At 56.2% G+C, this 12,982-nt stretch carries 10 protein-coding genes; 4 read left to right on the forward strand and 6 right to left on the reverse strand.

From position 1 onward, the window contains the following. Positions 1-212: 212 nt before the first annotated feature. Positions 213-1,022 carry an RES domain-containing protein gene (locus HU762_RS24545; protein ID WP_186641287.1) on the forward strand — a complete coding sequence of 270 codons (810 nt, stop codon included), beginning with the start codon at positions 213-215 and terminating at the stop codon, positions 1,020-1,022. A gap of 169 nt (positions 1,023-1,191) precedes the next feature. Continuing rightward, entirely contained in the window at positions 1,192-2,007 is an 816-nt protein-coding gene (locus HU762_RS24550) for a restriction endonuclease (RefSeq protein WP_186641288.1), read from the forward strand. A gap of 302 nt (positions 2,008-2,309) precedes the next feature. Here HU762_RS24550 and HU762_RS24555 read toward each other — a convergent pair whose 3' ends face one another. The 4 genes from HU762_RS24555 to HU762_RS24570 all read right to left on the reverse strand — a co-directional run bounded on the left by HU762_RS24555 (position 2,310) and on the right by HU762_RS24570 (position 7,375). Beyond that, on the reverse strand, positions 2,310-4,700 hold the full coding sequence (locus HU762_RS24555) for a TonB-dependent siderophore receptor (RefSeq protein WP_186641290.1): 2,391 nt from the start codon (positions 4,698-4,700) through the stop codon (positions 2,310-2,312). A 119-nt stretch (positions 4,701-4,819) separates the two neighbouring features. Next, a complete protein-coding gene (locus HU762_RS24560) occupies positions 4,820-5,800 on the reverse strand; it encodes a FecR domain-containing protein (RefSeq protein WP_186641292.1) in 981 nt (326 codons plus the stop codon). Next, positions 5,787-6,302 carry a sigma-70 family RNA polymerase sigma factor gene (locus tag HU762_RS24565; protein ID WP_186641333.1) on the reverse strand — a complete coding sequence of 172 codons (516 nt, stop codon included), beginning with the start codon at positions 6,300-6,302 and terminating at the stop codon, positions 5,787-5,789. The genes HU762_RS24560 and HU762_RS24565 overlap by 14 nt, the downstream gene beginning before the upstream one ends. Positions 6,303-6,379: 77 nt before the next feature. Next, on the reverse strand, positions 6,380-7,375 hold the full coding sequence (locus tag HU762_RS24570; RefSeq protein WP_186641294.1) for a helix-turn-helix domain-containing protein: 996 nt from the start codon (positions 7,373-7,375) through the stop codon (positions 6,380-6,382). A gap of 151 nt (positions 7,376-7,526) precedes the next feature. Between HU762_RS24570 and HU762_RS24575 the strand changes: the two genes are divergently transcribed. Then, positions 7,527-8,417, forward strand: coding sequence for an MBL fold metallo-hydrolase (locus HU762_RS24575; RefSeq protein ID WP_186641334.1), 891 nt, complete (start codon positions 7,527-7,529; stop codon positions 8,415-8,417). A 68-nt stretch (positions 8,418-8,485) separates the two neighbouring features. Here the strand turns inward: HU762_RS24575 and HU762_RS24580 are convergent, their stop codons facing one another. Continuing rightward, on the reverse strand, positions 8,486-9,214 hold the full coding sequence (locus HU762_RS24580) for a hypothetical protein (protein WP_186641296.1): 729 nt from the start codon (positions 9,212-9,214) through the stop codon (positions 8,486-8,488). Between the two features lie 95 nt (positions 9,215-9,309). Then, complete coding sequence (locus HU762_RS24585) at positions 9,310-10,581, reverse strand: hypothetical protein (RefSeq protein WP_186641297.1); 1,272 nt, start codon at positions 10,579-10,581, stop codon at positions 9,310-9,312. Positions 10,582-10,782: 201 nt separating this feature from the next. On the opposite strand from HU762_RS24585, the gene HU762_RS24590 reads away from it, so the two are divergent. Then, a complete protein-coding gene (locus HU762_RS24590; protein WP_186641299.1) occupies positions 10,783-12,960 on the forward strand; it encodes a TonB-dependent siderophore receptor in 2,178 nt (725 codons plus the stop codon). Positions 12,961-12,982: the final 22 nt, after the last annotated feature.

Here is a 12,982-nt window from a genome sequence, read left to right on the forward strand (position 1 = left end):
TCTTCGGCCAAGCCTCGCAAGACTCTAGTGGCTGAGGATGACAAGCGTCATCGCCCTGAATAAGCTTTGAATGCTCCCCGCGAGTCGGCTCATGCTATTTCTCACAACGATTTAACGACCGCACCGGGTCGATTGGAGCCTGTCGCGACAGGCAGGATCGGCTAAGCGGTCGCTAGGCTCAACATGCTGTACGGTCCACCAGGAGACTAGCCGTGGAATTCAAAGCGCTTTCGCTGTCCTATCTCGACGAGCTTTCCACCGTCATCTTGACGAGCACGAACATCACATTTGTAAGAGAGAAGTTGAGTTTTCTACTCGATTATTACCAAGTCATCAATTACGAGATGAAATATGACCGGGCATTTTGGCGGGCACGAAGATGCCCGAGCGACACGGGTTTTGAGCTCGTCGGTGAACTGAACCATCCTCCTTCGAAACACACTGTCGCTGGCCGGTTGAATGAGGCAAATGCCCCCGTCCTCTATTTGTCAACCAACCTGATGTCTACCTTTGAAGAAATAGGTGCTTCGCAGGGTGACTTCTTGCATGTGGCAGCGTTTGAGCAACTGCCTAACGAATTGCTGAGATGTGCAATGATCGGCGAGATTACTCATATTCATCGCTGGGGCTCAGGCTTAACCTCAGAGATGGTTGGGCAATTGATTAACAAGCAGCTGAATCAGATGCCCCATGATTTCGGAAAGAGCTTCGTGTTCACTGACGCATTTCTTTCCTCAATCCTCAAGGACAGATCAGCCCGGCACACGCAGTATCTTCATTCAAGAACGCTTGCCAGCCTTCTCTTCGAGCGTAATCCTGGCATTGATGCAATTGCCTACAGCGGTGTCGCCTCTGAAGCATCAAGGAATTATGCGATCAAGCCGATGGCGGCTGAGAGAACTTTGCAGATTTCAGCGAACTTCGTCGTCAAAATCATCAAAAAATACAAGTTTGGAATGTACGATTTTGACGTGCTCCGAAATGCTCAGGGGGTTGAGTCCGACGGCCGCATCATCTGGTAATGCCAACTGTTGATGGTGAAGGCCGCGATCGACTGAGGGTTCAACCGATTGGGGCCCTTGGTAATAGGAAGAGACCGGCCAATTGCAGTCAAGGGCGAGGGCTTTTATCAACCCAATACAACCGGTCAGCCCCTCCGGAAAGACGCGCATTCAAACACGGGATATTTTGATGCTTGACGTAAAGAACAGTACCGAATACGAGAAGGTTGCTCAGCAGGTCTACGAAGCAATCCTTGCTCTAGATGACGTTCAGACGATTGAAGTGTTTCACAATGTCCAGATCACCGGACGCTCAGGCGTAGCGCACCAGATCGACGTTTACTGGCGCTACCTCAAAGACGGCACAGAGCATCAGGTGCTGGTGGAGTGTAAATACTACCGCTCGACAATCGACCTCATCCACGCTCGCAACCTCCTTGGACTGCTTACTGATATTCCCAATAGTCAAGGCGTATTGCTCACCACAGTGGGCTTTCAGAAAGGCGTAGTGAATCTGTGCAATTACTACGGGATAAGTCTGAAGCGACTGCGCAATCCACAAGGCTCAGACTGGGATGGATTCATTCAGAAGGTCGAAATCGAAGGTAGATTTCATAAGACTGACTATCTTGACTTTTCACTCAAGATCGATGGGAAGAACGATGAATCGATCCGCACCTTGGGTGCTGATAGTCGTATATCCGTAAACCTTCAAGAAGCTCAGGTTCAGGACGGTACTGATTCTCCGGTAGGTACAGTCACATGGTTGGATCGGAACGTGCCCTTCGTTGAATCGCAAATTGACAGGCCCTTAACCGTCACACTGACACCCCCCAACACCTACATCATACTGCCGTCAGGGCAGCGACTCAAAATCCTTAGCCTTCATGTTCAGTATGTGCACTCGAGCAAAATCATAAATTTTGGCGTTGACGCTATGGATTTGGTCAGAGGTGTTTTGGAAGATTTCAATACCAAGGAAATTGACCATACCCTCCACTATTAAATTGAGCGCAAACAAGCCGATCACGGATATCGGTCTGTGGGGATTCCGTGGAATATTTGAGTGGAGCAAATGAACTTTCAAACGCCCTTTGTAGCCCACGCAGGACCGCTTCTGGCCGAAAGCAGACGCTCAAAAACAGGTTGATATCATCTCGCGCTACTACCGCGTAGTTAACAGCCGGCGCGTAACGATGAAAACCGAACGCCCATGCTTTTCATCCCGCAGAATAATGGCCAAGGTTGACGGTGCCCGCGGTATACCGGGCACCGCTCCCTATATGGGAAAAAGACTTATACACCTACCTACCAGTTGTAACTCACTTTGGCGGTAATCTCGCGACCCGGGTTGTAGAAGTTCGCTGTGCCGGAACCGACCACGTGCTGCTCATCCAGCAAGTTGCTGACGTTAACCGCAAGGTCGGTGCCCTTGGCGATTTCGTAGTTGAAGGCGGCGTCGAACAGCGTGGTGCCATCGCTTTTGCCGGAGTTGGCTGCATCGAAGTAATAAGAGCCGACGTAGCGCGCACCCAAGCCAACGCTGACATCAGTGCCGGGCACGTCGTAATAACTCCAGAGCGAAGCGGAATGCTTGGGTGCCGTGGTGAACTCATTACCCTTCAGGGAGCTGCCGTCGTACAACGAACCGCGCAATACCTCGGACTCCATGTAGGAGTAGCCACCAATCAGGCTGAGGTTCTGCGTCACCTGCGCCTTGGCCTCCAGGTCGAGGCCACGCACCTGCGATTCGCCCACTGTCTGTTGCTCAATGATGCCGCTCGGCAGCACCACGGCGATGGTGACGTTTTCCTGGGTCAAGTCATACACGGCTGCGGAGAACAGTGCGTCCATCCCCATCGGCGCATACTTCACGCCCACTTCGTACTGCCTGCCCGTCTGCGGCGTTACGCCAACCTGGGGCGGCGAGACGGATTCCACCATGCTCACATAAGTGGACACCTCATCGTTGACGATATAGGTCAACGCACCTCGGTAGGAGGTTTCGGAGAAGTTGTCTTTCTCAGTGGATTGCAAGCCTTTGCTGGTAAGGTCCATCGAGTCGTTGCGCATACCCGCGGTGACGATGAAACGCTCGTAGAACGACAGGTTCTGCTGAAGGAATACGGCCTTGGTGGTCGCGTCTCGCTTGTTGACGGCATACGGCGTGATTGAGCGTGAGACGCCAGTAAACACGGGATTTGCAATGTCAATCGGGGTCGTCAGGGCGTAGACCGAGCTTTCCTTGGTGGTCGAATCGAGGTACTCCACGCCCACCAGGCTGCTGCTGTCGATGTTCTCGAAGCGGGCATCGTATTGCAGCATCAGATTGCCGTTGAACTGGTCGGCCTCAGTGTCCGTTCCAAACAGAAACCGGTCAACGGTAGTACCGACACGTGCGGCGCTGTCGCTGATGTAAACGTAGCCAAAATCATCGGTCAATTTGCTGTAGCGCAGGTTGCTGCGCAGTACGAAGCCGTTGTCGAAGTCATGGGTGACGTTACCGCTGAGGCTGGTGCGCTCGACATCGTGAAAGTTGTAGCTGGGCTCACCATAAAACTTGCTGCGGTCGTATTCCTTGTCCAGCGGATAGCCGCCACTGTTGGGCGAACTTTCAGTTTTCAGATAGTCCAGAATCACGGTGGCTGACGTGTAGTCCGTGGGTGCCCAGGTGAGGCCACCCATCACCAACTGGTTGTCGTCCTGTGAGTGATCGTACTCGCGGTCGCTGTTTTGGCCTTTGGCAGTAAAGCGGCCAGCCACGGTTTTCTCATCGTTCAGCGCATCCCCCACATCGATGCCTGTCTCGACATGGTCAAACGAACCGTAGGTCACATAGCCTTGGCCAAACTGCTCGAAGCGCGGCTGTTTGGTCACAAAATTTACCGAGCCGCCCGGGTCCGCTGGCCCAAACAGCGTGGAGTTGGCACCTCGCAGAATCTCTATGCGTTCATAAGCGAACGGATCTTCGCGTACGCCGCGCATCGAACTCAGGGTCAAGCCGTCACGGTAGGTGGTGGCCTGGAAGCCCCGGATCTGGAAATAGTCGTTGCGGTCATCCGTACCATAGAAGTCACTGACCACGCCCGGCGTATATTGCAGCGCCTCTTCCGTGGTGCTGACGCTGCGTTGTTCCATTTCCTTGTTGGTAACAACCGACACCGAGGCCGGTGTATTGAGAATGCTGGTTGCCACCTTGCCGCCAACCCAGAGCTCCTTGGCGACTACCGAGTTGGCATCGTCGTCGGCACTGACCCTGACCTTGGCATTGATGATGAGGGGTGCAAGACGGTATTCCTCGACGTCCACTGCGTCGAGCTCCAGCGGGCCGGCGGGCTTCGGTTGAGGCGACAGTAGATAGGCATTCGGGCCTTGCTGTTCGATTTGCAATTCGCTCCCCTGCAGCAACGATGACAGCGCTGCCGACGTATCGAGCGTGCCATTCACGCCAGCAGTGGTGCGGTTCGCTACACTCGACGCGTCGAACGAAAGACTGATGCCAGCCTCGCGGGCAAAGCGGTCAAGCGCCGGCGCCAGTGGGCCGGCAGCGATGTTCCACTGCTTGGCTTGATTGCTGTGGTCAACGCTCGACGTCTGTGCCAGCGATGGCAATGCGTAGCTGCTTACGATCAAACCCAGAATCGCACCCTGCAAGGCACGATTTAATGGATGGCGCTGTGAAACAGGGGACGAACTCATTTTCTCGCTCCAAGAAAGGACATCGGCAGACTGGCCTGTATTCCGGCCTTCCTTAGAGGTCGAACGAGAATGAGAAGCTACCTCATTATTTTTCAGATAACGCGAAGTTTTTGATGGGCTCAGGTGGCAGCGGTCACGGTCACCCAATAACGGGTTCGATAATCAATGTTCAGGTGCAGTGACTGCGCGATCAATGCCAGGACCTGATCGTTGTCGGCGAGCTGGAAGGTGCCGGAAACGCGACGATCAGCGACCTCTTCGGCGCAACGCAGTACCCCGGGGCGATAACGCGACAACTCCACGATGAAATCATCGAGGCGCATATTGCGCGCACTGATCACCCCGTCGCCCCAGCTCCATAGATCAAGGCCGTTGTCCCTGAACACTCGGGCGCCACTGGATGTGAACAGCAGCTGGTTTCCTGCCTGGACGCTGCGGCTCGCAGGCGTTTGACTGGAGCCGGGAAAAACCGTGACTGATCCTTCCTGAGCCGCGACCAGCGTGCCATCGTCAAGCTCGCGTGCCAGAAAGCGGGAACTCTGAGCACGCATGATCCCGTCACGGGATTGCACCCAGAACGGTCGCGCTTGAGGCGAGTGTCGATCCGCGCCGACATTCACGATGATTTCACCACGTCGCAGGATTATCAGGCGTCGCTGGGCGTCGAAATCGCTGTCGACGGCGCTATCGCTATTGAGTTGGATAAGGCTGCCATCATCGAGTTGGAAGCGTCGCTGCTCGCCGGTACTGCTGCGCTGCCGCGCAAGCATGGCGGGTACGGGCGTATAGTCCCGGCCGAGCCAGGCTGCAGTGCTAACAGTGGCCAATAGGCCCAGTAGCTTCAGGCTTTCCCGCCGGCGCATTCCATGATGGGTGCCGTTAAGGGTTTGTCGAGCCAGTTGAGCTGGCACGCCGGCGAATTCATCCCCAAGCGTTTCCACACGCTGCCACGCCAACACATGCTCCGGGCTCTGCTGCAGCCAGTGCTCAAAAGTGCGCTGTGTTTGTTCATCGGCTTGATTGAAGCGAAGGCGCACCAGCCATTGGATCGCCTGCTCGACAATGGCCGGATTGAGCGCCTGCGGCTCACGCCTCGACATAACGCAAGCGATAGCAGTGTTGCAGGGCCGTGGCCAGGTCGCGTTCCACCGTCGCCCGGGAAACACCCAGCTTTTCGGCTATTTGCGCGCAGGTTAGACCGTCGAGTCGGGCAAATAAAAATGCCTGGCGAACTCTTGGTTTAAGCATGCCGAGCATGCGGTCTATGCGCTCAAGCGCATCAAGAATCATCAGCCGGCTTTCTTCCGAGGGAACCTCGTGTTGAGGCAGCAACATGACGCTTTCCAAGTAGGCGCGTTCGAGTTCGCGACGACGATACTGATCAATCATCAGTCCGCGGGCGATGCTGCTCAAATAGGCGCGTGGTTCACGCAAGGGGCTGGACTGCCGGGATTTGAGCAGACGTACGAAGGTGTCCTGCGCCAAATCCGCTGCGTTATCGCGACATCCAATGCGTCGGATTAGCCAGCCCTGTAACCACGAGTGGTGGGTTCGATAGAGCAGCCCTAGATCGGCAGTACCTAGTGTTTCATCGCTGCGCATCGGAATCCCGGAAAATACATGATTGATAATTAATCGCATTCTACTCAGGCGATAGGCCTTAGGCAAATACGTGGCGCTCAGGTGTCCGCTTTTGGGCGACCGCTAGCCTTGCGCCCCACCCCAAGACAAAACATCTTTCGATAATCAGAAGGCGACGTTCCCAGATGCATCCCAAAATGCTGCCTCAATGACAATGACGTCCCAAATCCCACCTCCCCTGCGATGCATTCAATAGACAACTCAGTCGTTTCCAGCAACGCCTGCGCTCTGGCCACTCGTTCTGCGGTCACCCATTTGGATACGGTTGTGCCAGTCGTTTCCTTGAACCGACGGGTAAAAGTCCGCCTGCTCATTTTCGCCATCCCGGCCAGAACGTCGAGGGAGAGGTCGCTGGACAGGTTCATGCGGGCCCACGTCAGGACGTCGGACAGATGCGTTTCGCCAGGTAATTGCGGCACCGGATGCTCAACATACTGCGCTTGGCCTCCGGGCCTGTGGGGTGGTGTCACGAGCATTTTCGCGGTGCGATTCGCCACGTCCGCGCCGAGTCGCTCGCGTACCAGGTGCAGGCAACAATCGATCGCCGCGACGGTTCCGGCGGACGTCACAATATTGTCGGCGCTGACGTAGAGCACCTCGGGTTTGAATCGAACCTTGGGAAAACGTTGCGCAAATTCGTCACGGACGGCCCAGTGGGTGGTTGCCTCCTTTCCATCGAGCAGCCCGGCATCGCCGAGGACGAACGCTCCCAAACACAATCCGACGATGAGCTTGCCTTGCGCGTTGGCGAGCTGCAGCGCTTCCACGAGTTGGGGCGATGCGATGAGGGATTGATCGCCCCACGCGGGGATGATGATGACGTCGCAGGCTTCCATCAGTTCCAGGCCGAGGCTTACCGCCAGGCCCACGCCTTGGTCGGTACTGACCATCCCGGGCAGTTCTGCGCAGTAATTGATTTCATACCGAGGCTCATCGGGCGCGGATTGGACGGTTCCCAATACCATTCCGGGCACGGAAAGGTGGAAAAGGCTGACGCCTTCAAAAGCTAGAACGGCAACGCGTATGGGGAGCATCAGGCAGCCTCAGTTCGCCCCGCAGGGCTCAAGCCGAACAACGTTGATCAGTTGGCCCGATTATATCGAATTATGTCATTTGGGCCACTGTTGACCCCGGAGGCATTCGGCAAGAATGGATGCCTCGATGCAACCAACAGGATTGATTCCCATGAAACTCAGAACTTTACCGCTTGCCTTCAGCATTGCTTGTGCCGTCGCCGCTACTCCGTCCTTTGCCAGTTCAAACGCGCCCAAGGCGCCTGACGCCTCTCATAAGTTGGATCTGCAGCAGGTTCGTAACGCCACGGTGAAAATCACGTACGGTGGTACCACGTTCCTGATTGATCCGATGCTGGCAAAAAAAGGCGCCTACCCGGGTTTTGAAAATACTTATCGAAGCAACCTTCGCAATCCCCTGGTTGATCTGACGGAATCGCCAGAGAAAGTTATCGCCGGGGTCGACGCTGTCATCGTCACCCATACGCACCTTGATCACTGGGACGATGCCGCGCAAAAAGCGCTGCCTAAAGACATTCCGTTGTTCGCCCAGCATGAAGAAGATGCGCAGCTGATCCGTTCCCAGGGTTTCAAGAACGTACGCGTGCTGACAGATGAAGCGGAGTTCGGCGGCGTCAAAATCACCAAGACCGGCGGCCAACATGGCACCGACGAAATGTACGCTGTACCTGCGCTCGCAAAACCGCTAGGCGAAGCCATGGGCGTGGTTTTCCAGGCGCCGGGCTACAAGACTCTCTACCTGGCCGGTGACACGATCTGGCGTAAAGAGGTCGACCAGGCCATCAACCAATACCACCCGGAAGTTATCGTGCTCAATGCCGGCAAGGCAAAAATGGCGGGGTTCGACGGCTCGATCATCATGGGTGAGGAAGATGTGCTTCGCGCTTCAAAGGCCGCGAAAAACGCGCAGATAGTCGCGGTGCACATGGACGCAATCAACCATATGTCCCTGACGCGTGAAGAGTTGCGCGCCTACGTCAAGAAGCAAGGGATTGAGGGTCGTGTAGACATTCCGGAAGATGGGGCTTCGCTGGAGTTCTAAAAATCGAAAAGGGACGGGTCTATTTGGCAAGTAAATCCGTCCGCTTTTCTAATTGAATTTCCCTCCGCTCACGCCTGCGCCGAAAATCGCTCCGCAGCCCGCCTCTCAAACATCGCCTGCTCCGTCTCCCGCGTCGCCCGCTCGCCCTTGTACGCCAGCTGATTGAAAAACAACCCGTCCGAATATTCCTGTATAGACACCGACCCACGGTCTTTCAGCAGCGGGGCCAGATCGATCGTGTTGGCGAAGTTTTCCTTGGTCAGGCTGTAGAGGCCCAGGTAGCTGCCGGACCATGGCGAGTCTGCGTCGACCAAGTCGATGGAGGCGTCGCGAACTGCGATGGCGGCGGCTTTCAGGTCCTTGGAGTCGTTGAGCAAATCGGTCAGCCGCTGGATATCGGTGCTGCTGAGCTTGCCGCCGGTATTGAGCACTTTCAGGCTGCCATCGGCGTCGACCGTGAAGCCGTATTTCTTGCCAGCCAAGTCTGGATGGGTCGCCGAAAGCGCGGATTGAAAATCCTCGAACGAGGATTTCAGCGTACTCGTCGCGCCTTTGAGGATCTCGGCGTATCGAGGAAAGTCCGGTGATTGGGATCGACCGACCCAGGTCTCGATCACCACGGGCATTGGCATCGTCGACTGGGCTTCTTCGCTGGGATGGAAGATGGCCGCTGGGCTTGCGTTGGACAGGGCTAGTTTTGCCGCGTCTGTCGGCGCCTGGGTCACGAGCGGTTGCTCGGAGCGCGTCAGGTTGGTGTTGGCGGGTGGGATATAAGCGGAGCTGACGGAAAGTACCATTTCATCGGTCCATGATTGGGGGATTCAGAAGGTTATCGACGGCAACGGATCCAACTTTAGGAATCGCTCCATTTGCAGGCTTACTCGGTCGACCCCTACCCTCCGACGATTTGAGGTGGAGAAGACTTAGCCTTCAGGCATAACCGCTTGCCCTCTAGCAACGCAACGTAATCGATAAGAAACCTGCGAAAGTCCTCCTTGAAGATGCCGTTGTGCGCTTTTATCAGCTCGTTATCGCTATAAGCAACCACGACTGGGCTGAACGGTTTGCTCCGGCCAGGCGATGCGGCCAAGGTCGCACCGGCGAACGGAACACCAGGGTTGGTCAGGTCAAAACCCAAGGCCTGTTGGCAATAATCTGTCGGAAACTCATAGGAAGCTGTACTGGGCTGTAACACTAGCGAATGCGTTCGTTGTGGTTCGTACTCTCCCAATGCTGTCACCCACTCAGCTTTTTCCTCATCGCTTGAAAATGCCGGCCTGAACCAGGCGCTGATACGCCGCCCGAGCGGAAAGAACCATTGCCGCGCCCAATCCTTCTCCCCCGAAAACACCAGAAGCACAGGCGTCTGTGCAGGGCCGTAGGTATATCTGGACTGCAGACTTCGCAGGCGATCGAATTGTGCGGCTTCAAACGCTGGATTGATCAGTACGGTGACATCGCCCACGCTGGCCACCGGCATCTGGGCCGGCTGCCCCTCGTGTAGCAGGAAATTTTCTTCCAGCGATTGCGCGACGGATTTGTAAAGGACCTGCCCACCGAAACTATGGCCAATGCTGACCAGGCCCATGAGATGCTGCCGATCGCCTTGGTTACGTTTCTTGTATATCTCGCTGAGGCGCAAGATGAACTCCCGAGCCGCACCATCCCCTACCCTCTCCGCGGCAGCCTTGCGCCCCCAGAATGTTGAGTAATCCAGCAAACCGGGGAGCGACTCACCTCGCCAGGAAAGATAGACACCCACGACCTTTACATCGCCCTCAATGTTCAACGTCTTTCTGGCGTCCCGGTAAATTTTGTCTTTCAGTTTTTGATCTACCGCCTTAACGGTGATGTGGAAATCGCTGCGGTTGGTGTCGTCGTCGGCTGCGTTATGGTGCCAGCCATGGACAAACAGCAGCACGACCACATTGGCGTTCGCCGCGCTGTCATCAATCGCATTGAGGATACTTTCCGCCTTTGTGCGATCCCAAAAATTGCCAGAATCATCTATTTCCACGTCGACATTCGAAAGGTCATGCAGGGGTTGCAATGGCGCCTGCTGAAACGGCCGATGTCCGTAATTGCAACCGGCTACAACAACGGCGGCGACACCCAGCAAGGTTGCCAGGCCTGCCATTCTTCGCTTGTCTGGAAGATGGGTCATTAATTCACTCCGCTATTTTTAATGCCGATGGCTAGACAAGTGTAGGTGCCCCCAGGATTTAACCCCGCCCCGACCGAGCATCGAGCCTTAACCCCTCTGCATCAACGCTCCCAGAGTATTTCAAGCTTTATCCCTCAGACAAATCCTGCGAAACTTAAACGCTAATCGTTCTCAACATTATTAGCACCTCAGGATTCGCTCATGCCGACTTGCACCACCGCGCCGCTTCATTTCATCCCTGCCCGCGATCTTTTGGCCATGGCTATCTGCATGGCCACCCTCGCCCCCGCCTACGCCGAGGACAGCAGCGCCAACCCGCAGAATGCGCAACCGGTCACGCTGGAACTGGGGGCGACTGAGGTCACCGGCAATCAACTTTGGACTACCACGGAAGGCACCGAGTCCTACACCACTGGCGCGATGTCGACAGCAACCAAGCTGCCGCTGACGATGCGTGAAACCCCACAAGCCGTCACTGTCATCACGCGCCAACGCATGGACGATCAGGCGATGACCGACATCAACGACGTGGTGGCTGCGACGCCCGGATTGTTCCTGGATTTTTCCGGTGGCCCTGGCCGGCAGACCTACAAGGCGCGCGGTTTTGATATTGATAACCTGATGTATGACGGCATCCCGACGGGCTACGACGGCTATTCCGCCGGCTCCCAGCCTAACCTGGCGATGTTTGATCGGGTCGAGATCGTGCGCGGTGCCACCGGTCTGGTGACGGGCGCGGGCAACCCATCGGCGGCGATCAATCTGGTTCGCAAGCGGCCACTGGCCGAGCAGAAACTCACCTTGACCGGTGCGGCCGGCAGTTGGGACGACTACCGTGGCGAGGTCGATGCCTCCAGCCCGCTCAACGACAGTGGCACGCTGCGCGGCCGGGTCGTGACGTCTTACCGCGACGCCAACAGCTTCATCGATAATGTCGAAGAGGATCACGGCCTGTTTTATGCGGTCACCGAAGCAGACCTGAGCGAAGACACCACCCTGACCCTGGGTTTTTCCCATCAGAAGGACAAGACCAATTACTTCTGGGGCGCCTCGATGATCGGCCAGGACGGCCATCACTTGGACCTGCCGCGTTCTTACAATCCGGGCACCGATTGGGAGAACAAGGATCAGGAGATCAATACGGTATTCGCCGAGGTCCGTCATCGCCTGGCCTACGACTGGAACCTTCAGGTCAACGCCAACTATTCCGAACAGGACGCATTGTTTTCCGGCTCCTACCAATCGCGCTGGGTCAACAACACATTGGCCCGCACGGTCTACCAAGCGACCTACGATGAAAACCAGGCCGGCGTGGATGCCTTTGCCAGCGGGCCCTTCGAGGCGTTCGGGCGTACGCATGAACTGGTGGTGGGCGCCAGCAAGCGCATCAATGACAAGACCACCCACAACTACAGCCCGTACAACCTTAATTGGCCGATCAACGCGGGTAAACCGGACTTCGTCCACACCAACAACCAGCGCGACGTGACCACTCAGGACGGTGTCTACATCACCACTCGCCTGAGCTTGGCCGACCCTTTGAAGTTGATTCTCGGCGGACGCCTGGACTGGTACGAATACGATAACCGTGATGGCGACGGCGACTTCAAAGTCACTCGCAACGTCACCCGTTACGCCGGTTTGATCTACGACCTGGACGACCATCACTCGGTCTACGTGAGCTACAGCGACATCTTCACGCCGCAGACCGAAAAGGACATCTCTGCCAGCCCGCTCAAGCCAATCATCGGCAAGAACTACGAGATCGGCATCAAGGGTGAGTACTTTGACGGCACGCTCAATGCAAGCCTGGCGGTGTTCCGCATCGACCAGGAAAACCGCGCCGTGTCGATCGTCACGGGAAACTGCCCCCAGGCAACCTGTAGTGAAGCCTCCGGCGAGATCCGTAGCCAAGGCATCGACTTCGAACTGCAGGGCGCCTTGACCGAAAACTGGCAGGTCGGCGGTGGCTATACCTACGCGCGAACCCACACCATCAAGGACGCCGCCAACCCGCAGAAGGTCAACAAGCAGTTCGACCCCGACGTGCCTGAGCATCTGTTCAAGCTGACCACCACCTACAAGTTCCAGGGCCCGCTGGAAAAACTGCGCGTAGGCGGCAACATCTCTTGGCAGAGCCGCCTGTACAACGACATTAAGCTGGCGGATGGCAGCCAACACCGCCTCGAACAGGGCAGCTACGCGGTGACGGACCTGATGGCTGGGTACAGGGTCAGCGAGAACTTGGATTTGCAGGTCAATGCCAACAATATCTTTGACCGCCGTTACTACTCGGCGATTGCCACGTCCGCCGAATATGGAGGGGATTCCTATGGCAATCCGCGGAATATGCTGTTGACTGCTAAGTACAGTTTCTAGCGGGCGGCTGGCTTGGCAGGGT

It is taken from the genome of Pseudomonas sp. SWRI92 (assembly GCF_014268685.1).
Taxonomy (GTDB): domain Bacteria; phylum Pseudomonadota; class Gammaproteobacteria; order Pseudomonadales; family Pseudomonadaceae; genus Aquipseudomonas; species Aquipseudomonas marvdashtae.

Bases quoted from the DNA above. Each gene is read 5' to 3' on its own strand.
- HU762_RS24550 (WP_186641288.1), top strand. From the start codon at position 1,192: ATGCTTGACGTAAAGAACAGTACCGAATACGAGAAGGTTGCTCAGCAG.
- HU762_RS24555 (WP_186641290.1), bottom strand. From the start codon at position 4,700: ATGAGTTCGTCCCCTGTTTCACAGCGCCATCCATTAAATCGTGCCTTG.
- HU762_RS24560 (WP_186641292.1), bottom strand. From the start codon at position 5,800: ATGTCGAGGCGTGAGCCGCAGGCGCTCAATCCGGCCATTGTCGAGCAG.
- HU762_RS24565 (WP_186641333.1), bottom strand. From the start codon at position 6,302: ATGCGCAGCGATGAAACACTAGGTACTGCCGATCTAGGGCTGCTCTAT.
- HU762_RS24570 (WP_186641294.1), bottom strand. From the start codon at position 7,375: ATGCTCCCCATACGCGTTGCCGTTCTAGCTTTTGAAGGCGTCAGCCTT.
- HU762_RS24575 (WP_186641334.1), top strand. From the start codon at position 7,527: ATGAAACTCAGAACTTTACCGCTTGCCTTCAGCATTGCTTGTGCCGTC.
- HU762_RS24580 (WP_186641296.1), bottom strand. From the start codon at position 9,214: ATGGTACTTTCCGTCAGCTCCGCTTATATCCCACCCGCCAACACCAAC.
- HU762_RS24585 (WP_186641297.1), bottom strand. From the start codon at position 10,581: ATGACCCATCTTCCAGACAAGCGAAGAATGGCAGGCCTGGCAACCTTG.
- HU762_RS24590 (WP_186641299.1), top strand. From the start codon at position 10,783: ATGCCGACTTGCACCACCGCGCCGCTTCATTTCATCCCTGCCCGCGAT.